Origin of the sequence: Rhizobium viscosum, assembly GCF_014873945.1 — a bacterium.
In the GTDB taxonomy this organism is placed as follows: Bacteria; Pseudomonadota; Alphaproteobacteria; order Rhizobiales; family Rhizobiaceae; genus Rhizobium; species Rhizobium viscosum.
Genome location: NZ_JADBEC010000001.1, coordinates 3,336,373 through 3,359,513, shown reverse-complemented (window position 1 = coordinate 3,359,513; position 23,141 = coordinate 3,336,373). Strand labels below are relative to the sequence as shown.

Genomic DNA, 23,141 nt, shown 5'->3' with positions numbered 1-23,141 from the left:
GAGAATCCAGTCGGGCGGCTTTCCGCTTCGGGTATGTTCTTAAGCTCTCTCGAAGCCGCGCGCCACTTCCCAATCCGTGATGCGGCGGTCGTATTCTTCCTGCTCCCATTCCGCGGCGCGGGTATAGTGGTCGATGACGTCGTCACCGAAGGCTGCGCGCAGCATCTCCGATTCCGTCATCGCCTTGGTCGCAGCCCGAAGCGTACGCGGGATTTCGCGGATATCCTTGCCGAAATAGGCGTCACCCACATAGGGCGCTTCCAGTTCGAGTTTCTTCTCGATGCCGTCGATGCCTGCCGCAAGCAGGGCCGCGAAGGCGAGATAGGGATTGAGATCGGAGCCGCCGACGCGGCATTCGATACGGATCCCCTTGGTCTCCTCGCCGCACAGGCGATAGCCGGCCGTGCGGTTGTCCTTGCTCCAGACGGCCTTGGTCGGCGCAAAGGTGCCGGCCATGAAGCGCTTGTAGGAGTTGATGTAAGGCGCCAGGAAATAAGTGATTTCGCTCGCGTGGCTGAGCAGGCCGGCAATATAGTTCTGCATCAGCGGCGACATGCCGTGATGGCCGGCATGGTCGAAGAACAGCGGCTTTTCTTCGAGACTCCAGAGCGACTGATGGATATGCGAGGAACTGCCGGCGGCATTGTAATGCCACTTGGCGAGGAAGGTGATCGCCTTGCCCTTCGACCAGGCGATTTCCTTGCAGCCGTTCTTGATGATCGCGTGCCGGTCGGCCATGGTGAGCGCATCGGCATAACGCACATTGATTTCTTCCTGGCCGGCGGAAGCCTCGCCCTTGGAATTTTCGACCGGGATGCCCGCACCCTGCAACCCCTTGCGGATCGCCCGCATCACGTCTTCTTCCTTGGTTGTCTGGAAGATGTGGTAGTCTTCATTATAGGCGCTGGCGAGCTTCAGGTTGCGGTATCCGGAAGCCTGTGCCGCCTCGTAAGTCTGGTCGAACAGGAAGAATTCGAGCTCGGAGGCCATATAGGCCTTCATGCCCATGTCCTCCAGGCGCTTGACCTGCTTCTTCAGGATCGCGCGGGGGGAATGGGCCACTTCCTCATGCGTATGGTGGTCGAGCACGTCGCAGAGAACGAGCGCGGTGCCCTCGAGCCAGGGAATGACCCGCAGCGTCGAAAGGTCCGGCTTCATCGTATAGTCGCCGTAGCCCTTTTCCCAGCTCGTCGCCTTGTAGCCGGAGACGGTCTCCATCTCCATGTCGGTCGCCTGCAGATAATTGCAGCTATGCGTTTCCTTCCAGGCACTTTCGAGGAAAAACTCCGCCTGGAAACGCTTGCCCATCAGGCGCCCCTGCATGTCCACCTGGCAGGCCAGCACCGTATCGATGCGCCCGTCGGCAACGTCCTGTCTGAGATCGTCGAGAGTATAGCTGCTCATGATTCATCCGCCTGAAATTGGAACCGGGAAATCGGGACAACGAAACGGCATGCGACCGCCGGGATCAACCCGCCCGATGCCTTTTCGTTGAACCGTGATGGGGCCGCATGGTGCGGCCCCGCCATGTGAGAGGGAAGCCTCAGTTTTTAGCCTTCGCCGACAGCTTTTTCGGCCGCTGCGATTTCGGCCTGGCGCCTGGCCACCTCGTCGCCGATCGGCGGCCCCTTGAAGCGGCGGCTTTCGAAGCCGAACCAGACGATACCGGTCAGAACGAGGAAGCCAACGGTCACATAGAGTGCCGGTCCATTCGGCGGCTGAATGCCGAGAATGAAGATCAGGATCATCGCCAGGATCGAGAGAACCGCGAAGAGCTTGAACATGCCTTCACCGAGGTTCCACGGACCCATCTTGTCCCACTTCGAGGTTCCCCAGGCGAAAAGGCCAAGCGCAATCGGGATCGCGAAGGAGAAGAACAGGAAGATGACCGTGCAAGACACGACGATCGTGTAAACCGGCGTGTCGCCGATCGAAACGAGCGACGAGCCCCAGACGAAGAGTACCGAGAGGATCGAGCCTGTCCAGATCGCGGCAACCGGCGTGCGGTAGTTCGGGCTGACCTTCGACAGCGCCTTGGAGGCCGGCAGTCCGCCGTCACGCGAGAAGGCGAAGATCATGCGCGAGACCGAGGTAACGGTCGCGAGGCCGCACAGCCACTGGCTGATGAGGATCGCGAGGTAGAGGATGTCCTTCACAACCGCATTGACCTGCGTGTCCATCGCCCAGAAGAACACGTTCCAGCCCTGTTTTGCCGCATCGTCCATGTTCGGCAGCATGAGCACGAAAGCGCACAGCATGATGTAGCCGAAAAGCGCCGACCACAGGACCGACGCGACCATGCCGCGCGGTACGGAATGCGCCGCCTTGACGGTTTCTTCCGACGTATGGGCAGAAGCGTCATAGCCGGTGATCGTGTAGATCGGCAGCAGCAAACCAAGCAGGAAGACCCAGAGGCCAGATGTTGCCGGCCAGACATTGCCACCCGCTTCGCCTGAATAGTTGGCGAAGGTGAAGAGACGGCCGAACTCATAGGATGGAGCCGACAGCAGGCACACGGCCGCAAGCGCGATTGCAGTTGCAAAGATCAGGTAACCGGAGAAGTCCGTGAGCTTTGCTGTGAGCCCGATGCCCATATGGTTCACAAGCGCCTGCGCGCCGGTGATGATCACCAGGAAGACGATACGAACAGTCGTCGTATCCGTCAGGCCGAGATAGCTCGTGCCGAAGGCGCCCATGAAGAAGTAATAGGTGCCGACATTGATGGCGCCGAGAACGGTGACCAGACCGAGCAGGTTGAACCAGGCGGTCAGCCAGCCGGTGAAGCGGTTGCCGAGGATCGAACCCCAGTGATAGAGGCCGCCAGCAGTCGGATAGGCGGAACTGATCTGCGCCATGGCGACGGCGAAGACGAGCGAAACAAAGCAGCCGACCGGCCAGCCGATGCCGATGGCAGCGCCGCCTGCACCTGCGGTCGCCTGCGCGAGCGAGTTGATGCCGCCCGACAGGATGCAGATGATCGAGAAGGAGACGGCAAAGTTCGAGAACGAGCTCATTCGCCGTTCGAGTTCCTGGGCATAACCCATGGAATGCAGGATGCTCATATCCTGCTTCTTATCACTTTCGGAATAGTCCGACATGACTTCCCCCTGTTGACAATCGCCCGCGGAATTGCGGCCGATCCTGTGCCAATAGTGCCCGTGGCTTTTCGCCTTGCGGGCTGTTCGCAGTTAAACTGCTCCCCGGGGTCTTATGTTTTCTTCAGGCGTCCAGGCTTTGCTGGAGAAGCCTTGTGAGATAGTCGGCCACGACCCCTTGGCCGGTATCTTCATTGATGAGGTCGTTGCGGACCTCGATCATGACATTGCGCAACCCGTTGGAAATGCCGTGCAGGATCAGCGTGTGCGTCACGCCGTCCTCAGGTCCATAGGGCTCGTTACGTTCGGTGCGGTAGAGCGGCGCCTCGGCCGAAAATTCTAGCATGCGGTCGGCAAGACGGCTGTCTTCGTCATGAAGGATGCCAAGTTCGACGGCACGCGGCTTGCCATTATAGACCGGCGTGAAGGAATGCATGGTCACGATAACGCTATCCTGCCCCCTCGCCTGCCGGTCTCGGATCAGGCCGCGGACGGCATCATGGAATGGCTCATAGAGCGCTTCGGTGCGCGCCTTGCGCTCTTCAGCACTCAAATTCCTGTTACCGGGGATCGCATAGATCTCGCTCGTCTCCGGCATGGCGCCGGGCGAACTCGGTGGCCGGTTGCAGTCATAGATCAGCCGCGAGAAGCGCTGGTAGATCAAAGCTGCATCGAGAGCAGCCGAAATGCCGCGGGCAACAGCAAGCGCGCCCGGATCCCAGGCGATATGGCTGGCAAGCGCCTCCTGCGAAAGGCCGAGATCGCCGAACTGTTCAGGAAGCTTGCGCGACGCATGCTCGCAGACGAGCAGCACCGGGCTCTTGCCATTGACGCGCTCGATTGCGACGCAATCGCCGTCCGCTTCGCTGAGAATTCGGGGCTGAGCCAGCACCAACCACACCTCTCCATCGCTTAACAAAATCTTTATAAGAAAAGAATTCTTCAGGTTCACGGCAGTGTCAAGCGCGTTCTGAAAATTTCTTTTCATGACACTTGTTGACATGGATTGTGACAGCGTTGTTAACTTTCAGTGGGAAAGTGGCATCAGACCATCCCGGGGAGCAAAATCACGTGAGTGTCGCGGCTAAGACCGTTTCGGACGTCATTCATTCACATCTCGGCGTGCTCACGCGCGCCGAAAAGCAATTGGCCGAAAGCCTGCTCGACAACTACCCCGTCTCCGGTCTCGGCAGCATCACCACCATCGCCGAAAATGCCGGCGTCTCCACGCCGACGGTCGTGCGCATGGTCCAGAAGCTCGGCTACAAGGGCTATCCGGACTTCCAGCAGCATCTGCATCAGGAAGTCGAAGCGACGATTTCCAATCCGATCGCCAAGCATGATCGCTGGGCCCAAAACGCGCCGGGCACCCATATATTGAACCGCTTCGCCGATGCCATCATGGGCAATCTGCGCCAAACGCTCTCCGACCTCGATACGGCTACCTTCGACAACGTCGCCGCCCTGCTCTCGGACCGAAAGCGCACGCTCTATTTCGTGGGCGGACGCATCACCGGCGCACTCGCGGAATACTTCTTTACCCATATGCAGGTCATCCGCCCGAACACGGCGCTGCTTTCTTCCAATTCGTCGAGCTGGCCGCAATACGTCCTCAATATGAATCCGGGCGATCTGCTCATCATCTTCGATATCCGCCGCTACGAGCAGGAAATGGTGAGCCTCGCTACCGCCGCCCGCAAGCGCGGAGCCGAAATCATCGTCTTCACAGACCAATGGGCTTCGCCTGCCGCCAAGCTCGCCCGTCACGCCTTTCGCGTGCAGATCGAGGCGCCGTCGGCCTGGGACTCCTCCGTCGTCACCCTCTTCATCGTCGAGGCACTCATCGAGGCGGTGCAGAACTCGACCTGGGACGAGACGAAAGAGCGCATGAAAACGCTGGAAGGCCTGTTCGAACAGACCCGGCTTTTCCGCAAACCCGGTTAGGAGGGACAGCTAAAAAAAAGGCAAAAACAAAGACGGATCTCGCGGAATCAGGACAGCCTGTCGCAAATAAAACATCTGCCGCAAGCTCCTGCTATTCATGACGAAATTAACGTCACGCAACTGTCATACAAGCTTCATCTAACGACAGTAACAGCACATCGGACACTGAAAACCCGAAGGAGAACAACAGTGATCTCTAACATTTCTCGACTGCTCTCGCTTTCTACTGCGATGATCGTTGCTTCGACTGCGATCGCAGCAGCTGAGCCGAGCGCTGATCTTATCGCTGCCGCCAAGAAGGAAGGCACGCTGACCACGATCGCTCTCCCGCATAACTGGTGCGGCTATGGCGACGTTATCGCAGGCTTCAAGGCCAAGTACGGCCTCGACGTCAACGAACTGAACCCGGATGCAGGTTCGGGCGACGAAATCGAAGCAATCAAGGCCAACAAGGGCAACACCGGCCCGCAGGCACCTGACGTCATCGACGTCGGCCTCTCCTTCGGTCCGTCCGCCAAGAAGGACGGCCTGATCCAGCCTTATAAGGTTTCTACCTGGGATTCCATTCCCGATAGCGCCAAGGATGCCGAAGGCTACTGGTACGGCGATTATTACGGCGTTCTCTCCTTCGTCGTGAACACCGATATCGTCAAGAACGTCCCGAAGGACTGGGCTGACCTCAAGAAGCCGGAATATGCCAACACCGTTTCGCTCGCCGGCGACCCGCGCGCTTCGAACCAGGCTGTTCAGGCCGTCTACGCTGCCGGCCTTGCGACCGGTGAAAAGGACGCGACGAAGGCTGGTGAAGCTGGTCTCGCCTACTTCGCAGAGCTGAACAAGGCCGGCGTGCTCGTTCCGGTTATCGGCAAGTCCGCTTCGCTCGCTCAGGGCTCCACCCCGATCGTCGTCGCATGGGACTACAACGGTCTCTCATGGCGTGACAGCCTTGCCGGCAACCCGCCGGTCGAAGTCGTCGTTCCCTCGACAGGCGTCGTCGCAGGTGTCTACGTTCAGGCGATCTCCGCTTTCGCTCCGCATCCGAATGCTGCCAAGCTCTGGATGGAATACCTCTATTCGGACGAAGGCCAACTCGCTTGGCTGAAGGGCTACTGCCACCCGATCCGCTTCAACGACCTCGCCCAGAAGGGCAAGGTTCCGAAGGAACTGCTCGACAAGCTGCCGCCGGCTGAAGGCTATGCAAAGGCCGTCTTCCCGACGCTCGATGAGCAGGATAAGGGCAAGACCGCAATCACCACCAAGTGGGACAGCGTCGTCGGCGCCAACGTTCAGTAATATTTGCTACGGCCTCCCCGCCTACAAAAGGCGGGGAGGCTTTTCTCACTCCGACGCCCCAGGATGAGCTTTTCCATGAGCACTGTTTCAACGCCTATGGTAAGCAATGCCCCCTTGATCAACAAAGACCGTGTGATCGACTGGCTGGGCATTGCACCCTTTATAATTTTTTCTCTGCTATTCCTGATCATCCCCACTCTCTATCTCGTGGCGGGCGCGTTTCTGACGCCCGATGGCGATTTCACGCTGAAAAATATCGGCGATCTTTTCACCCCATCCATTATGAGTGCCTACTGGATCAGTATCCGCGTCTCGGTCGCCTCCGCTCTTGGCGGGGCGCTGATCGGCTTCTTTCTGGCCTGGGCCGTCGTGCTCGGCGGGCTGCCGAGCGGGGTGCGCGCAACGCTGCTGACATTCTCGGGCGTCGCCTCGAACTTTGCGGGCGTGCCGCTCGCCTTCGCCTTTCTGGCGACGCTTGGCCGCACCGGCCTCGTTACCCTCTTCCTGCGCGACTGGTTCGGCTTCAACCTTTATGGCACCGGCTTCAACCTTCTCTCCTTCTTCGGCCTCACCATCACCTACATGTATTTCCAGATTCCGCTGATGGTGCTGATCCTGACACCGGCGCTCGACGGCATGAAGAAGGAATGGCGTGAAGCTTCGCAGATCCTCGGCGCCACCAACCGCCAGTATTGGACAATGGTTGCCATGCCGATCCTCTGGCCGAGCCTGCTCGGCACGACGTTGCTTCTGTTTGCGAATGCTTTCGGCGCCATTGCAACGGCCTATGCGCTGACCGGCTCGTCGCTCAACATCGTCCCGATCCTGCTCTACGCACAGATCCAGGGTGACGTGCTTCACAACGCCAACCTCGGCTACGCGATCGCGCTCGGCATGATCGTTATCACGGGCGTTTCGAATGTTCTCTATCTCATGCTGCGCATGCGCGCTGAACGGTGGCAAAAATGAAGGGACAACGTATCGGCGCCTGGATCGCCATCATCATCGGCGCAACTTATTTCATCGTACCGCTTCTCGGCACGCTGGAATTCTCCCTGCGCAAGCGTCGTGACGCCTATTCGTTCGACGCCTATCAGTCTGTCTTTTCGGACGTCAATTTCCGCGAGACGTTCGGCTACTCCATGATGATGGCCGCGCTGACCATCGTCTTCGGCATGCTGCTCGTGGTGCCAACCGCCTATTGGGTGCGCCTGCGCCTGCCGCAGATGCGTCAGATCGTCGAATTCATCACGCTGCTGCCGCTCGTCATTCCGGCGATCGTCATCGTCTTCGGCTATATCCAGATGTACAAGTCGTCCTCGTACCTGCCGCTGACCGGCTCCACGACGGGCACCAACATCCTGCTGATGTTCTCCTACATCACGCTCTCGCTGCCCTACATGTACCGCGCCGTCGATACCGCCATGCGCGCCATCGACGTCCGAACGCTGACGGAAGCAGCCGAAAGCCTTGGCGCGAAGTGGACGACGATCATGTTCAGGTGCATTTTTCCGAACGTCATGAGCGGCGTGCTTTCGGGCGCCTTCATCACGCTCGCGATCGTCATGGGCGAATTCACCATGGCAGCCTTGCTCGGCCGCCCTGCTTTCGGCCCCTACCTGCAGCGTGTCGGCGCCAACCAGGCCTATGAGCCGTCGGCGCTCGCCGTTATCGCATTTTCGATCACCTGGCTCAGCATGGGCCTGCTCAATCTCGTTTCCCGCTTTGGCAAAGCCCGCCCGGCTAGGGTATAAGGTATTTGGCTCATGTCTTTTCTTACGCTGACCAACATTCAGAAATCCTTCGGCCAGACGCAGGTCGTCAAGAACTTCAACATGAACATCGAGAAAGGGGAGTTCGTCTCCTTCCTCGGCCCATCAGGCTGCGGCAAGACGACCGTGCTGCGCATGATCGCCGGTTTCGAAACGCCGACCGGCGGCACGCTGACGATCAACGGCAAGGACCAGCGCGCGCTGAAGCCGAACCAGCGCAACATCGGCATGGTCTTCCAGGCTTACGCTCTGTTCCCGAACATGACGGTGCATGACAACGTCGCCTTTGGCATGAAGGTCGCAGGTGCTCCGAAGCCGGAGATCGACAAGCGCGTCAAGGAAATGCTTGGCCTCATCAAGCTCGATCATCTGGCAGATCGCTTCCCCTACCAGATGTCCGGCGGCCAGCAGCAGCGCGTTGCTCTTGCCCGCGCCCTTGCCGTCAAGCCGCAGGTCCTGCTGCTCGACGAACCACTGTCTGCTCTCGACGCCAAGATCCGCGTTTCACTGCGCGAGGAAATCCGCCAGATCCAGCAGTCACTCGGCATCACAACGGTTTTCGTCACGCACGATCAGGAAGAAGCGCTCTCGATCTCCGACCGCATCGTCGTCATGAACGCCGGCAAGGCCGACCAGATCGGTACGCCCTTCGAGATCTACAACACACCGGCAACGCGCTTCGTCGCCTCCTTCGTCGGCACGCTGAATCTCATCGAGGCCAAGGTCATTGACCCCGACAGCAACCGCATCCAGATCGGTGACCAGGGCGTGACGCTCAAGCAGTCCGTCCAGACCTACAAGGCTGGCGACACCGTTCAGCTTGCGCTCCGTCCGGAAGCCGGCTCGCTCGCCGAAGGCGCCCACAGCGACACCGCCCTGACCGGCGAGGTCGTCTCCGCCCACTTCCTGGGCTCGGTCATTCGCACTCGCATGAATGTCGGCGGAAACGTGATCTCCTTCGATATGTTCAACAGCCCCGGCGTCACGCCGCCGGCCGCTGGCGAGACCGTGACGCTCCGCTTCATGGCCGCCGACCTGCTCGTCATCCGCGACTGATCAAAATGGACTGAAATCAAACGGAGGCGCCGCCAACGCGGCGCCTTTTGCATGCCTGCTACCTATTTTTAATGAGCCCTGCCCCTCTGAATATCCAGGTCAGGGAAATAGCATCGAAACGGAAGGCAGCGTAAAGACCAAACGGCTTGCCTCGAATCCGCGCAAGCAATACAGACCGGACGGCTATCCGCTCGGTCGTTCTACAACGGGGTCTTTCAATGATTACCTGCCATCTGCGATACGTCATCGACCCCTACAAGCTTGCCGAATTCGAGCAATACGCCCGGCTCTGGATCCCCATCGTCAACAGAATGGGCGGCGCCCATCACGGCTATTTCCTGCCGTCCGAAGGCGCAAACAACATTGCCGTGGCGCTGTTTTCCTTCCCGAGCCTCGCCGCCTATGAGGACTATCGCACCCGGATGGCAAGCGACCCGGAATGCCAGGCCGCCTTCGATCTCGACAAGCGTAACCGCAGCATCATCAGTTATGAGCGCAGCTTCATGCGCCCGGTTCTCGGCTGATCGCCCTGGAATTCAGTCCAGGCATATCAATCCGGCCGATCGGCATAAGACAGCACCAGATTCCATAGAATTCGGATATCCGGATTGTTTCGTCGCTGTCGGCCGCCCCAGCCGGGGATAGAGTGCAAGGCATATCTCCATTTAGTGGACGACGGCTTTGCGCACCGAAGCGATGACACAATCCATGTCTGCGAAGGATTGGGGCCAGCTTGCGCTCCTGGGCGCACTTTGGGGCGGGTCCTTCTTCTTCGCCCGCATAGCCGTGTCCGAAATTCCGCCCTTGGCCCTCGTCCTTTATCGCGTGGCGATTGCCGCGCTGGCCCTGCATCTGTGGTTGAGGCTGTGCGGCATTTCCTTCGCGCCGGTTCTCGCCCGGCCCGGCTCTTTCTTGTGTCTCGCGTTGCTCAACAACGTCATTCCGTTCTCGCTGATCTTCACCGGCCAAACGGAAATCGGCGCCGGCCTCGCCTCGGTGTTCTATGCTACAACACCTCTTTGGACGATCCTTGTGGCAAACGCGCTGACACCGGATGAGAAGATCTCAGCCCTGAAGATCGCAGGTGTGGCAATCGGCATCGCAGGCGCCGCCGTGATGATTGGTCCTGGGCTTCTGTCCAATCTCGGCGGCCCCACATGGGCAAAACTCGCAGTCATCGGAGCCGCTGTCTCCTATGCCTTTGCCGTGGTCTACGCCAAGCGCTTCAACGGCATAAGCCCGACGGCGGTCGCAACCGGCCAACTGACAGGCGCGACCATCCTCATGCCGCCGATCGTTTTCTTTTTCTACAGCCCGGCCGACATCGTCACGTCATCTGTTCCGATATGGATGGCGGTGCTGGTTCTCGCGATCCTGACCACCGCCTTCGCCTTCATTCTCTATTTCAATCTCATCGCTTCGGCCGGAGCGACCAATGCTTCCCTGGTGACGCTGCTGGTGCCTGTCAGCGCGATCTTGCTAGGCGCGGTCTTTCTTGGTGAAAGACTGGAGACGTTCGAGTTTGGCGGAATGACCCTGATCATGGCGAGTCTGATCGTCATCGACGGCAGGCTTTTTCGACGCTGACTTCACCCATCACGTTGTCGAACGAAGGGCCTCGCGCGCTGTCCGAGCCTTGGCGAAAGGTGGAATTCAAGCCGATGTGGACGCCGAGCGCCTTGCAGCAGGGCTCTTTCAAGTGAAGGATCTTGCCGGAAATATCTTCGTGAAGCATTTTGCTCAATCAACTGTCGCTTTAGTTGGGATTTTGCGACGGCATTTTCACGACGCCAATAAGCAAAAGGAGGGGCTATGTCGCTTACGGAGCAGCAATTCTTTGAGTCCGTCCAACGCAACCCTGTAAATGCTCAATTGTTGATCCGGCTGCGCGCCCTCCAAATTCCCCAAGGCATTCTAACCGCAGGCTGCCTCGTGCAGACCGTTTGGAATCTAAAGTCGGGGTGTGATCCTCAGTACGGGATAAAGGATTACGACATCTTCTACTTCGATGACTCCGACCTATCATGGGATGCCGAAGACGCCGTCATTCGCCAGGTGCAGCAGGCGGTCGCTGATCTACCCGCGAAGGTGGAGATCAAGAACCAAGCTCGGGTCCATCTCTGGTACAAGGACAAGTTTGGAGCGGAATATCCAGCCTTACAGAAGGCGGAGGATGGCATCGACCGCTATCTCACCCTGTGCACGAGGGTCGGCATTCGCCTTTGCGATAGCAGCCTTTATGCTCCTGATGGCTTTGATGATATGTGGAACGGCATCCTGCGCCTGAATCCTCTCAATCCTCAGCATGAATTATATCTGATTAAATGCACCGAATATTTGCAGCGGTGGCCGTGGCTGACGATCATTGATGGTCAGCCAGAGGTGGCGATGGACCGCAACAGCGGCGTTCGCAATTAACGCGTTCCGCTCTATCGCGAACATCCTGAATTTTGGGACGATGCATCAATCAGTCGCCGAAAGTCATGAGACTCGGCGGCCACAATCCCAAACTGGGGTTGGAACGCTTTATGCGAACAAGTCCTTCATTCCGGCTGCGATCAACGGATCGCCCTGTCGTTGGCATCGAAGCGATGGATATGGGTCCCATCCGGCGTCGCATAAACGATCTCATCCGGCTCATACTTGTGCTCGCCGAAGAGACGCGCGGTGATGAGGCCGCACTGCTCGGATTCCAGGTAGACGATGGTGTCTGCACCGAGATGCTCGACATGCACGGTCTTCGCCTTCCAGGTGCCGCTATTACGAGACAGCGTCAAGTGCTCGGGGCGGATGCCGATCGTCTTTGCGTCCGCATCGCCGACCTTGTCGCCGGCAATGAAGTTCATCTGCGGCGAACCGATGAAGCCGGCGACGAATGTATTGGCCGGGCGGTTATAGAGTTCCATCGGCGAGCCGATCTGTTCGATCGCACCGGCATTCAGCACCACGATCTTGTCGGCAAGCGTCATCGCCTCGACCTGGTCGTGGGTGACGTAGATCATGGTGGCCTTGAGGCTGCGATGCAGACGGGCGATTTCCAGACGCGTCTGTACGCGTAGCGCTGCATCGAGGTTGGAGAGCGGCTCGTCGAAGAGGAAGAGTTCCGGCTCGCGCACGATCGCCCGGCCGATCGCGACGCGCTGGCGCTGGCCACCCGATAGCTCGGCCGGGCGGCGCGCCAGATATTGCTCGAGCGACAGCATTGACGAGGCCTTCGTCACCCGCGTCTCGATTTCATCCTTCGGCGCCCCCGCCTGTTTCAGGCCAAGGCCCATATTGTCCTTGACCGTCAGGTGCGGATAAAGCGCATAGGACTGGAACACCATGGCGATGCCGCGCTTGGCTGGCGGCGTCAGCGTCTCGTCGCGGCCGTTGATGATAACGGCGCCCGAGGTGACATCTTCCAGGCCGGCAATGCTGCGCAGCAGGGTCGATTTCCCGCAGCCTGATGGACCGACGAAGATGACGAATTCCCCGTCCTTGACCTCAAGGTCGATGCCCTTCAGCACTTCGTGCTTGCCGTAGGCCTTGCGGATGGATTTGAGTTGAAGCGATCCCACTAGTCTTTCCTTATAGTCTAACCGGTCGGCCGGTGCGCACGCTTTCATCAGCGGCAAGGCAGATGCGCAGCGAAGCCACCGCATCATCCATATGGCGGGTGAGGTCCAGATCCTCGTTGATGGCGCGCAGCACGAAGGCCTGTTCCAGGTCGCAAAGCGCCTGGTGGCCGGGTTCGCCTTCCATCGTCATGTCCTGATCGGGACGAATGAACTTGCCGTCAGGCCCCATCGCTGCCGTATGCAGGCGGATGACGGAGGTTTTTGTATGCGTGTCGATATCGTCGGACTTCGCATTCGGATCCATGACGATCGAGACGGCGCCGTTCGGCGACATCACATCCTTCACGAAGAAGGCCGTCTCGGAAATCATCGGCCCCCAGCCGGCCTCGTACCAGCCGACGGAACCGTCTTCATAGAGCACCTGCAGATGGCCGTAATTATACATATCCGGCGCGATCTCGTTCGACAGCCGCAGGCCCATGCCGCGTACTTCGACGGCCTTGGCATCAGTGATCTGGCACATGACGTCGACGTAATGAACGCCGCAATCGACGATCGGCGACGTCGTCTGCATCAGCGACTTGTGCGTCGCCCATGTCGGCCCGCTGGATTGCTGATTGAGGTTCATGCGGAAGACATAGGGTCCGCCGAGCTTGCGGGCTTCCTCGATTAGTTTCTTCCAGGAAGGATGGTGGCGAAGGATATAGCCAATGACCAGCTTCTTGCCGGCCTTCTTCGCCGCAGCCACCACGCGCTCCGCATCCGCAACAGTCGTTGCCAGCGGCTTTTCGACGAAGACGTCGCAGCCGGCCTCGAAGGCAGCCACCGCGTAATCGGCATGGCTGTCCGAATAGGTGTTTATCGAGCAGAGATCCGGCTTCAGCTCGGCAAGTGCCGTCATGAAATCGGGATGGATCGCGTACTGCTCCAGCTCAGGTGCGAGCTGACTCGGCTTTGAACGGTTGACGAGACCGATGATCTCGTAGCCCGGATTGTTGTGATAGGCGAGCGCATGGCTGCGGCCCATATTGCCGAGGCCCGCCACGAGGACGCGGATCGGCTTGTCTGATTGGCTCACTTGACGGCTCCCGAGGTGATGCCGCGGATCAGCTGCCGCGAGAAGATGACGTAGAGAACGAGGATCGGCAGGATTGCGAGCGACAGCGCCGCCAGAACCGCGTTCCAGTTGGTGACGAACTGGCCGATGAAGATCTGCGAGCCGAGAGTCACGGTCTTGGTGGCTTCGGATGGCGCGAGGATCAGCGGGAACCACAGATCGTTCCAGATCGGGATCATCGTGAAAACGGCAACCGTCGCCATGGCCGGGCGCACCAGCGGCAACACGAGGCGGAAGAAGATCGCATACTCCGAGAGCCCGTCGATGCGCCCGGCATTCTTCAGGTCGTCGGAAACCGTGCGCATGAATTCCGAGAGAATGAAGATCGCGAGCGGTATGCCCTGCGCCGTATAGACGAGGATCAGCGCCGTCAGCGTATTGACGAGGCCGCTTGCCACCATACCCTGCAGGATCGCGACAGTGCCGAGGCGGATCGGGATCATGATGCCGATCGCCATATAAAGGCCAACAAGCGTGTTGCCTTTGAAACGGTATTCCGACAGCGCAAAGGCCGCCATCGCCCCGAACAGCAGCACGAGGAAGATCGCAACGATCGTCACGATGAAGCTGTTCTGGAAATAGGTGGCAAAGTCACCCTGCCCCAGCACCGTCTGATAGCCGACGAGACTGAAGGTCGAAGGTGTGGGCACCTGGAGGGGCGACCGGAAGATCGAATTTCGGTCCTTGAACGAATTCACGATCGTCAGGAACACCGGGAAGATGGCGATCAGCGTGTAGCCGATCAGCGCCAGATGTACGAGGCCGGTGCGGATGGGGGATGTGCGCGCTCTGTTCGACATGGGCTCACACTCCTCAGAACTGGTAGCGACGCATGCGCCGCTGAATGGCAAAGAGATAGAAGGAAACGCCCGCAAGGATGATCAGGAACATGACCGTCGCGATCGTCGCGCCCATGGAGCGGTCGCCGAGCTGCAGCTGGAAACCGAAGAAGGTGCGGTAGAGCAGCGTGCCCAGAATATCCGTCGACATATCGGGGCCGGCAAGTGCGCCCTGCACCGTATAGATCAGGTCGAAGGCATTGAAATTGCCGACGAAAGTCAGGATCGAGATGATGCCGATTGCCGGCAATATCAGCGGCAGCTTGATCTTCCAGAATTGCGCCCAGCCGGTAATGCCGTCGCATTCGGCAGCCTCGATCACTTCCTCGGGAATGCTCAGAAGTGCTGCGTAGATCAGCATCATCGGGATGCCGATATATTGCCAGTTCGAGATTAGCGACACCGCGATCAGCGCCGGGCCGGACTGACCGAGCCAGGGTGCGAAGGCCCACTTCAGGCCGACGAGGCTCATCAGCCAGGGTGCGACACCCCAGATCGGCGAAAGGATCAGCTTCCAGATGAAGCCGACAATGACGAAGGAGAGCAGCGTCGGCAGGAAGATAGCAGTGCGGTAGAAGGCAACGAAGCGAAGCCGCGGCGTCGACAGAAGTGCGGCAAGCGCAATCCCGATCGGGTTCTGCACGCACATATGGATGATGAAGAAGATGACGTTGTTGCGCAGCGCATTCCAGAAGTCATGCACCCAGCGGGCATCGCCGAAGAGAACCTTGTAATTGGCAAAGCCAACGAAGGCCGGTGCGCCATCGACCGTATTGTAGAAGGAAAGCCGGAGCGTTTCGATCAGCGGCAGGATCATGATCGCCGTATAGACGATGAAGGCCGGAAGAAGGAAGATTCCGATATGCCAGCGAATGGGACGCTTGATCGGGATCACGTCGACGGCGGTGTCGGCTTCGCTCATGGCTTTTGCCTGTTTTTATTGGCTGGACCATCAGGCGCAGCGCAGGTGGAAATCTTGCCCCTCATTCCCCTCTCCCTCTTCGGAGAGCCGGACCATGCCCGTACCTGAAAACCACGGGCCAGGAGGCGGCTGCGAGTCTCCTGCCCCTCGCGGGACAAGATGGCCGGCAGGCCGATAAGGGGCGGTCCAACAGGCCGCCCCTCATCTTCAAAACCTTACTTGCCCGGCTTGTACCAGCTGTCGAGGCCCTTCTGGAGCTTCTCGCCGGCGACGGCCGGAGTGTCCGTGCCGTTGATGACGTTGGCCGATTCAACCCAGGTCTCGTTCTCGAGGTTCGGCGTACCGCGCGACAGGATCTGATAGGTCGAGCGGACGGTCGACTTGTACGGGCCGCGCCAGGAAACGAATTCCTGAGCCAGCGGATCGCTCATCTTGACCGGGTTGGAGTTCAGGCTGAAGAAGCCCGGCAGTGCGTTCGCATAGATGTCTGCGAATTCAGGCGAAGCAACCCAGGTGAGGAACTTCTTGGCTTCTTCCTGGTGCGTGCTCTTGGCGTTCAGCGCAACGCCGATATCCGGATGGTCGGAAATGTAGCCCTGGTCGCCGGCCTTCGGAACCGGCGGCGGGAAGGCGCCCATCTTGAACTGAGCCTGCGTGTTGAACAGCGCGATTTCCCACGAACCGGCCGGATAGATGGCGGCGCGGCCGAGCGTGAAGAGGTTCTGGCTGTCCGAGTAGGTCTGGGCTTCGAAACCGTCGCCGAGATAGGGCTTCCACTTGGCAAGCTCTTCATAGGGCTTGACCCAGTCGGCGTCGGTCAGCTTCTGCTTGCCTGATATCAGGGCTTCGCGGCCTTCTTCACCCTTCCAGTAGTTCGGGCCGATGTTCTGGTAGCCCATGGTAGCGGCCTCCCAGAGATCCTTCGTGCCCATGGCGAGCGGGATATAGGTACCGTCAGCCTTGATCTTGTCGAGGGCAGCGAAGAACTCGTCTTCCGTCTTCGGAATAGCGATGCCGAGCTTGTCGAAGGCATCCTTGTTGTAGATGAAGCCATGGATGACCGAAGCCATCGGCACGCAGAAGGTCGACTTGCCGTCGTCTGTCGACCATGCAGCCTTGGCAACCGGCGAGAAGTTTTCCATGCCGGAGAGGCTGATGAGATCGACGAGTTGCTTCTTGTTGAAGAGTTCGAGCGAAGCGTCGAACGGACGGCAGGTAATGATGTCGCCTGCGGAACCGGCATCGAGCTTGGCATTCAGCGAAGCGTTATATTCAGTCGGAGCGGTCGGCGAGAAGACGATCTTGATGCCCGGGTTCTTGGCTTCGAAAGCCGGGATGATCTTCTCCTGCCAGATCTGCAGGTCGTCGTTACGCCAGCTTTCAACAGTAAGCGTCACGTCAGCGGCATGAACGAGGCCGGCTGACGACAGCAGGCTGGATGCAAGCAGCAAGCTTTTCAGAGCAGTGTTTTTCATTTCCCTCTCCTGTTTTTAAGCGCCGCAAAGCGCTGTTTTCGATCTGAAACAAGCAGTTGGCGTGTCTGAGGAAACACCCAACGCCCCTTTTGAAGCCGCCAAGACTGCCGGCCCCGAAGCTCTGTCGACCGAAGACGATAGCCTCCGGCCAACCGGTGCGCCCTCCCGATACGCTGAACCGGGCGCCTGAAAATAAGAGAAAAGCTTGGAAAGATACCGCACGCCTCCGCGAGCCGATGCCGGCCCTTGCGATCACCGTCTGCACCTTTCTCGAAACCTGGCCGGCGCTGTTTTTCTTTGCCGGTTTTCACACGCCTCGATACGCTGTTCCCTTTTCCGGAATTAAGGCCAAAAAAATACCAATTGTCCAGCCGAAATTAACTTCTAGACGAGAGAAAAATCATAAAAAATTTTTATTATTTAAAATCAATAGGATAAAAACAGGAAATTTCCTGATCATTTCCGCTTGGTAAATGGTATTTTTTTGGTATTGTATTAAAAAACATAAGGGAACGGCGTATCCGGAGGTCCGATGACGGAACTTGCAATCGGTATAGATGGCGGTGGAACAAGCTGCCGGGCCGCAGTTGCGGACAGAATGGGCAATGTCATTGGCCGCGGCAAGGCGGGCCCTGCCAACATCCTTTCCAATCTGGAAAACTCTCTCGTCAATATCGTCGAATCTGCTCGGCAGGCGCTGCGTGATGCGGGATTTGAAAATGAAACCGTTTCCACTTCCACTGCAGTCATTGGCGTCGCCGGGGCCAATGTCGGCGATTACGGCAAGCGCATCGAAAAGGCTCTCCCCTTCAGAAACCGAGAGGTCGTCACCGACGCGCTGATTTCGCTGCAGGGCGCGCTCGGTGATGGCGACGGCATTGTCGGCGCTCTCGGAACGGGCTCCGTTTATAATGCCCGCCGGAATGGCACACTGCACGGGATCGGCGGCTGGGGCTCGATCGTCGGCGATCAGGCAAGCGGCGCCCGGCTCGGCCGCGATCTCCTGGAAAAAACCCTGCTTTCCTATGATAAAGTTCGCCCTGCCTCACCGTTGACGGAAAAGGTCATGGCCGAATATGGCAACGATCCGGAACGCGTCGTCGAATTTGCCCATACGGCCCGGCCGACAGACTTTGCCCGTTATGCGCCCATGGTCTTCGAAGGCGCTCAGGCCGGCGATGTCACTGCAATCGAGATCGTCAAGGATGCCGCGCGCGCCATCGGCGAAAGCCTCGATGCGCTCTCATGGGCGGAATGCCCGTCCATCTGCCTGCTTGGCGGCTTGGCGAAAGCCTATCATCCGTGGCTTGCCGATCGGCACAAGGCATTGCTGACGGAACCGAAGGCCGATGCGCTGCAGGGCGCCGTCGACCTTGCCGTTAAGCTCCTGCGCGAACGGCAGAGAGGTGCGGCATGACCGACGATCTCGCCTCCATCCTTTCGCCTGAACGCTTGCAGGCTGGCGGCACCGGTCCACTTTACGTGAAGCTGCGCCGCACACTCGAAGATGCCGTGCGCACCGGCACGCTCGCCCATGGCGATGCCCTGCCCCCGGAACGCGACATTGCCGAATTTGCGGCCGTCAGCCGTGTCACCGTGCGCAAGGCGATCGACGAGCTTGTGGCTGACGGCCTGCTCGTGCGCCGCCACGGCTCCGGCACCTTCGTCGCCAAGCCGGTGTCCAAAGTCGAGCAACGACTGTCGCAGCTCACCTCTTTCACCGAGGACATGGCCCGGCGCGGCATGACCGCCCGCTCCGAATGGCTGCATAAAGGCGTCCACACGCCCTCGCCCGACGAGATGATGATCCTTGGCCTCGGCGCCGACATCAAAGTCTCGCGCCTCTCGCGCCTGCGCATAGCCGACGACCAGCCCTTGGCGATCGAACATGCGAGCGTGTCAGGCGAGTTCCTGCCCGATCCATCCTCTGTCACCAATTCACTCTATGCCGAGTTGGAGCGCCTCGGCGTGCGCCCCGTCCGCGCCGTCCAGCGCATATCTGCGACCAACATGAAAGAGGCCGACGCCCACTTGCTCGGCGTCCCCGTCGGCCAGGCCGGGCTCTCCATCGAGCGTATTTCCTATCTCGGCTCCGGCCGCGCGGTGGAATTCACCCGCTCGCTTTATCGTGGCGACGCCTATGACTTCGTCGCCGAGCTGACGATTGGAGCGAGCTGAATTTTTCAATTCAATTCAAAAAGATAAAGCCGGAAAGTGAATCACTTCCCGGCTTTTCCATTCATTGAATCGGCCACTGAGCCTGCCGCTTTAAGCGATGGGAAAGACTCAGGTTTCAGGCAGCGTCTTCGATCTCTTCATCAGCCTTGCGCGGCACGTAGTTGAGCACTGGCCCGAGCCAGCGCTCGACCTCGGGGACATTCATGCCCTTGCGCTTGGCATAGTCTTCGACCTGATCGCGCTCCACCTTGGCGACACCGAAATAGTAGGAGTCGGGGTGGCCGATATAGATGCCGGATACTGACGAGCCGGGCCACATCGCGTAGCTCTCGGTCAACTTCACGCCGGCGGTATTCTCCGCATCGAGAAGACCGAACAAGGTCTTCTTCTCGGTGTGATCGGGCTGGGCCGGGTAACCGGGTGCCGGGCGGATACCGGCATAGGCCTCGGTAATGAGATCCTCGTTGGAAAGATGCTCGTCCTTGGCGTAGCCCCAATATTCGCGACGCACGCGCTCATGCATGCACTCGGCGAAAGCTTCGGCGAAGCGGTCGGCAAGCGCCTTCACGAGGATCGAGGAATAGTCGTCGTTCGAACGCTCGAAACGTTCGGCGATGGCGATCTCCTCGAAGCCCGCCGTCACCACGAAGCCGCCGACATAGTCCTGCACGCCGCTGTCCACGGGCGCGACGAAGTCCGACAATGCCACGTTCGGACGGCCATCGCGTTTCGAAAGCTGCTGGCGCAGCGTGTAGAACGTCGCCAACTCCTCCTTGCGCGCATCGTCCTTGAACAGGCGGATATCGTCGCCGACTGTACCGGCCGGCCAGAAGCCGATGACGGCGCGCGGGCGGAACCACTTCTCGTCGATGATCTTCTTCAGCATCGCCTGGGCATCAGCCCAGAGTGCGCGGGCTGCTTCGCCCTGCTTCTCGTCTTCGAGGATCGCCGGGTAGCGGCCGCGCAACTCCCAGGTCTGGAAGAACGGCGTCCAATCGATGTACTTGGCAAGGTCGGCCAGATCGTAATCTTCGAATACCTTGGTTCCGAGGAAGCTCGGCTTGGTCGGCTTGTAGGCCGCCCAGTCGACCTTCTGTGCGTTCTCTCGGGCACGAGTGAGCGGCAGACGCACCTTCTCGGCTTCGCTACGCGCATGGGCGGCAGCGACCTTGGCATATTCGGCCCTGATATCGTCGATATAGGGCTGACGGGCTTCCGGCGAGAGCAGCGAAGAGACAACGCCGACAGCGCGGCTGGCATCCGTCACGTAAATGGACTGGCCTTTGTTGTAGCCCGGATGGATCTTAACGGCGGTATGCACACGACTGGTCGTTGCCCCGCCGATCAGCAGCGGGATATCGAAGCCCTCCCGCTCCATTTCGGCAGCAACATGCACCATCTCGTCAAGCGACGGCGTGATAAGGCCGGAAAGACCGATGACATCGACCTTCTCTGCAACAGCCGTTTCGAGGATCTTCGTTGCCGGCACCATCACGCCGAGGTCGATGATCTCGTAATTGTTGCAGGCGAGTACGACGCCGACGATGTTCTTGCCGATATCGTGTACGTCGCCCTTGACGGTTGCCATCAGGATCTTGCCGGCAGACTTGCGTTCTTCGCCGCCATTCTGGCGCTTCTCCTCTTCCATATAGGGAAGGAGTACGGCAACGGCCTGTTTCATGACGCGGGCGGACTTGACCACCTGCGGAAGGAACATTTTGCCGGAGCCGAAGAGATCGCCGACCACATTCATGCCGGCCATCAGCGGGCCTTCGATGACATGCAGCGGCCGCGCGGCCTGCTGGCGCGCCTCCTCGGTATCAGCCTCGATATATTCGGTGATGCCGTTGACCAGCGCATGTTCGAGACGCTTCTCGACGCTCCACTCGCGCCAGGAGAGATCCTGTGCCTTGGCTTCCTTGCCGGCAGCGCCGCGGAAGCGTTCGGCAACATCGAGCAGCCGTTCGGTCGCATCGGAGCGACGGTTCAGCACCACGTCTTCGCAGGCCTCGCGCAGTTCCGGATCGATCTGGTCGTAGACAGCCAACTGGCCGGCATTGACGATACCCATATCCATGCCCGCCTGAATGGCGTGGTAGAGGAACACGGCATGCATCGCCTCACGTACCGGCTCATTGCCGCGGAAGGAGAAGGAAAGGTTCGACACGCCGCCCGAGATATGGACGAGCGGCATGGTCTTACGGATCGTGCGCGTCGCCTCGATGAAGTCGACGCCGTAATTGTTGTGCTCTTCGATACCGGTCGCGACCGCGAAAATGTTCGGGTCGAAGATGATGTCTTCGGGCGGGAATCCGACCTTCTCGGTCAACAGCTTGTAGGCGCGCGTGCAGATCTCGACCTTGCGCTCATAGCTGTCGGCTTGCCCCGTCTCATCGAAGGCCATGACGACGACGGCCGCGCCGTAGTTGTGCAAGAGGCGCGCCTGGGCAAGGAAATTCTCCTCGCCTTCCTTGAGCGAGATCGAGTTGACGATCGCCTTGCCCTGCACGCGCTTCAGGCCGGATTCGATGATCGAGAACTTCGAGCTATCGATCATCACAGGAACGCGGGCGATGTCGGGTTCGGCAGCGATCAGGTTCAGGAACTCGACCATCGCCTTTTCGGAATCGATCAGGCCTTCGTCCATGTTGATGTCGATTACCTGCGCGCCGTTCTCGACCTGGTCGCGGGCGACGTCGAGCGCTGCCGTGAAATCGGCATTGGTGATCAGCTTGCGGAAGCGGGCCGAACCGGTGACGTTGGTGCGCTCGCCGACATTGACGAAAGGAATGTCCTTGGTCAGCTCGAAGGGTTCGAGGCCGGACAGCGACATGAAGGGGCGATGCTCGGGGATCGGCCGCGGCTTGTACTTGGCCACAGTCTCGGCGATGACACGGATATGCTCGGGCGTGGAGCCGCAGCAGCCGCCGACGATGTTGACAAGGCCTTCGCGGGCGAAGCTGTCGATCTGCGCCGCCATCAGTTCCGGCGTCTCGTCATACTGGCCGAATTCATTGGGCAAACCAGCATTCGGATAGGCACAGACAAACGTGTCGGCAACGCCCGAAAGCTCCTGCAGATGCGGACGCATCGCATTGGCACCGAGCGCGCAGTTGAGCCCGATCGTGAACGGATTGGCGTGACGCACCGAATTCCAGAAGGCGCTTGGCGTCTGGCCGGAAAGCGTGCGGCCCGAAAGGTCGGTGATCGTGCCTGATATCATGACCGGCAGGCGGATGCCCTTGGCCTCGAAACGCTCCTCGCAGGCAAAGATCGCAGCCTTCGCATTCAGCGTATCGAAGATCGTCTCGATGAGGATGATATCGGCGCCGCCATCGATCAGGCCGTCGATCTGTTCCGCATAGGCATCGCGCAGGTCGTCGAAAGTGACGGCGCGGAAGCCCGGATTATTGACGTCGGGCGAAATGGAAGCAGTGCGGTTGGTCGGACCGATGGCGCCGGCAACAAAGCGGCGCTTGCCGTCTTCACGCTCCGCACGCTGGGCGGCGCGTCGAACGATCTCCGCGCCTTCCTTGTTCAGCGCATAGACCTCGCCTTCCATCTGATAATCGGCCTGCGCGATGCGGGTCGAGGAGAAGGTATTGGTTTCGAGGATGTCAGCGCCGGCCTTGGCATATTTATAGTGGATTTCCTCGATCGCGTCCGGCTGCGACAGGATCAAGAGGTCATTATTGCCCTTCTGATGGCAAGCGCAGCCGATGAACCGCGAGCCGCGGAAATGGTCTTCATCGTAGCCCAGGCCTTGGATCTGTGTGCCCATGGCGCCGTCAAGAACGAGGATGCGTTCGCTGGCGGCTTTCTTCAGCGCCGCAAACACTTCACTGCCATCACGCTTGCCCCCTTCGGGACCAAAAAGGTTATCAAACACG

General features: G+C 59.3%; 20 protein-coding genes. 11 read left to right on the top strand and 9 right to left on the bottom strand.

What is annotated here, in order from left to right:
* Positions 1–39 precede the first annotated feature (39 nt).
* The 3 genes from H4W29_RS16480 to H4W29_RS16470 form a co-directional block, all read right to left on the bottom strand.
* Complete coding sequence (locus tag H4W29_RS16480; protein WP_192729856.1) at positions 40–1,404, bottom strand: glutamine synthetase family protein; 1,365 nt, start codon at positions 1,402–1,404, stop codon at positions 40–42.
* A gap of 146 nt (positions 1,405–1,550) precedes the next feature.
* On the bottom strand, positions 1,551–3,098 hold the full coding sequence (locus H4W29_RS16475) for an amino acid permease (protein WP_192729855.1): 1,548 nt from the start codon (positions 3,096–3,098) through the stop codon (positions 1,551–1,553).
* Between the two features lie 121 nt (positions 3,099–3,219).
* Positions 3,220–3,990: an N-formylglutamate amidohydrolase gene (locus tag H4W29_RS16470; protein ID WP_192729854.1), complete on the bottom strand. Its 771-nt coding sequence runs from the start codon at positions 3,988–3,990 to the stop codon at positions 3,220–3,222.
* 176 nt (positions 3,991–4,166) lie between these two features.
* Here H4W29_RS16470 and H4W29_RS16465 point away from each other — a divergent pair, with 176 nt between their 5' ends.
* From H4W29_RS16465 to H4W29_RS16430, 8 genes are all read left to right on the top strand, one after another.
* Complete coding sequence (locus H4W29_RS16465; protein WP_025669073.1) at positions 4,167–5,039, top strand: MurR/RpiR family transcriptional regulator; 873 nt, start codon at positions 4,167–4,169, stop codon at positions 5,037–5,039.
* A gap of 189 nt (positions 5,040–5,228) precedes the next feature.
* Positions 5,229–6,332 carry an ABC transporter substrate-binding protein gene (locus tag H4W29_RS16460; protein WP_192729853.1) on the top strand — a complete coding sequence of 368 codons (1,104 nt, stop codon included), beginning with the start codon at positions 5,229–5,231 and terminating at the stop codon, positions 6,330–6,332.
* 75 nt (positions 6,333–6,407) lie between these two features.
* Positions 6,408–7,301: an ABC transporter permease gene (locus H4W29_RS16455; RefSeq protein ID WP_192729852.1), complete on the top strand. Its 894-nt coding sequence runs from the start codon at positions 6,408–6,410 to the stop codon at positions 7,299–7,301.
* A complete protein-coding gene (locus H4W29_RS16450) occupies positions 7,298–8,086 on the top strand; it encodes an ABC transporter permease (RefSeq protein ID WP_192729851.1) in 789 nt (262 codons plus the stop codon). The genes H4W29_RS16455 and H4W29_RS16450 overlap by 4 nt, the downstream gene beginning before the upstream one ends.
* Positions 8,087–8,098: 12 nt before the next feature.
* Positions 8,099–9,160: an ABC transporter ATP-binding protein gene (locus H4W29_RS16445; protein WP_192729850.1), complete on the top strand. Its 1,062-nt coding sequence runs from the start codon at positions 8,099–8,101 to the stop codon at positions 9,158–9,160.
* Between the two features lie 218 nt (positions 9,161–9,378).
* On the top strand, positions 9,379–9,684 hold the full coding sequence (locus H4W29_RS16440; RefSeq protein WP_007824100.1) for an NIPSNAP family protein: 306 nt from the start codon (positions 9,379–9,381) through the stop codon (positions 9,682–9,684).
* A 184-nt stretch (positions 9,685–9,868) separates the two neighbouring features.
* A complete protein-coding gene (locus tag H4W29_RS16435; protein WP_192729849.1) occupies positions 9,869–10,747 on the top strand; it encodes a DMT family transporter in 879 nt (292 codons plus the stop codon).
* Positions 10,748–10,972: 225 nt separating this feature from the next.
* Positions 10,973–11,578, top strand: a complete 606-nt coding sequence (locus H4W29_RS16430; RefSeq protein WP_192729848.1) for a nucleotidyltransferase family protein — start codon at positions 10,973–10,975, stop codon at positions 11,576–11,578.
* Between the two features lie 140 nt (positions 11,579–11,718).
* Here H4W29_RS16430 and H4W29_RS16425 read toward each other — a convergent pair whose 3' ends face one another.
* The 5 genes from H4W29_RS16425 to H4W29_RS16405 form a co-directional block, all read right to left on the bottom strand.
* Positions 11,719–12,720 carry an ABC transporter ATP-binding protein gene (locus H4W29_RS16425; RefSeq protein WP_192729847.1) on the bottom strand — a complete coding sequence of 334 codons (1,002 nt, stop codon included), beginning with the start codon at positions 12,718–12,720 and terminating at the stop codon, positions 11,719–11,721.
* A 10-nt stretch (positions 12,721–12,730) separates the two neighbouring features.
* On the bottom strand, positions 12,731–13,798 hold the full coding sequence (locus H4W29_RS16420; RefSeq protein ID WP_192729846.1) for a Gfo/Idh/MocA family protein: 1,068 nt from the start codon (positions 13,796–13,798) through the stop codon (positions 12,731–12,733).
* On the bottom strand, positions 13,795–14,637 hold the full coding sequence (locus H4W29_RS16415; protein ID WP_192729845.1) for a carbohydrate ABC transporter permease: 843 nt from the start codon (positions 14,635–14,637) through the stop codon (positions 13,795–13,797). The genes H4W29_RS16420 and H4W29_RS16415 overlap by 4 nt, the downstream gene beginning before the upstream one ends.
* Before the next feature lie 13 nt (positions 14,638–14,650).
* On the bottom strand, positions 14,651–15,598 hold the full coding sequence (locus tag H4W29_RS16410; protein ID WP_112541211.1) for a carbohydrate ABC transporter permease: 948 nt from the start codon (positions 15,596–15,598) through the stop codon (positions 14,651–14,653).
* A 215-nt stretch (positions 15,599–15,813) separates the two neighbouring features.
* On the bottom strand, positions 15,814–17,073 hold the full coding sequence (locus tag H4W29_RS16405) for an ABC transporter substrate-binding protein (RefSeq protein ID WP_192729844.1): 1,260 nt from the start codon (positions 17,071–17,073) through the stop codon (positions 15,814–15,816).
* Positions 17,074–17,228: 155 nt separating this feature from the next.
* Between H4W29_RS16405 and H4W29_RS16400 the strand changes: the two genes are divergently transcribed.
* Genes H4W29_RS16400 through H4W29_RS16390 form a run of 3 tightly spaced genes read left to right on the top strand, consistent with a single transcriptional unit; the run spans position 17,229 to position 19,251 of the window.
* On the top strand, positions 17,229–17,546 hold the full coding sequence (locus H4W29_RS16400; protein WP_192729843.1) for a hypothetical protein: 318 nt from the start codon (positions 17,229–17,231) through the stop codon (positions 17,544–17,546).
* Positions 17,547–17,605: 59 nt separating this feature from the next.
* Positions 17,606–18,490 carry a glucosamine kinase nucleotide-binding domain-containing protein gene (locus H4W29_RS16395; protein ID WP_192729842.1) on the top strand — a complete coding sequence of 295 codons (885 nt, stop codon included), beginning with the start codon at positions 17,606–17,608 and terminating at the stop codon, positions 18,488–18,490.
* Positions 18,487–19,251, top strand: a complete 765-nt coding sequence (locus H4W29_RS16390) for a GntR family transcriptional regulator (protein WP_192729841.1) — start codon at positions 18,487–18,489, stop codon at positions 19,249–19,251. Before H4W29_RS16395 ends, H4W29_RS16390 begins: the two co-directional genes overlap by 4 nt.
* Positions 19,252–19,366: 115 nt before the next feature.
* Here the strand turns inward: H4W29_RS16390 and metH are convergent, their stop codons facing one another.
* On the bottom strand, positions 19,367–23,140 hold the full coding sequence (gene metH / locus H4W29_RS16385) for a methionine synthase (protein WP_192729840.1): 3,774 nt from the start codon (positions 23,138–23,140) through the stop codon (positions 19,367–19,369).
* Between the last annotated feature and the right edge of the window lies 1 nt (position 23,141).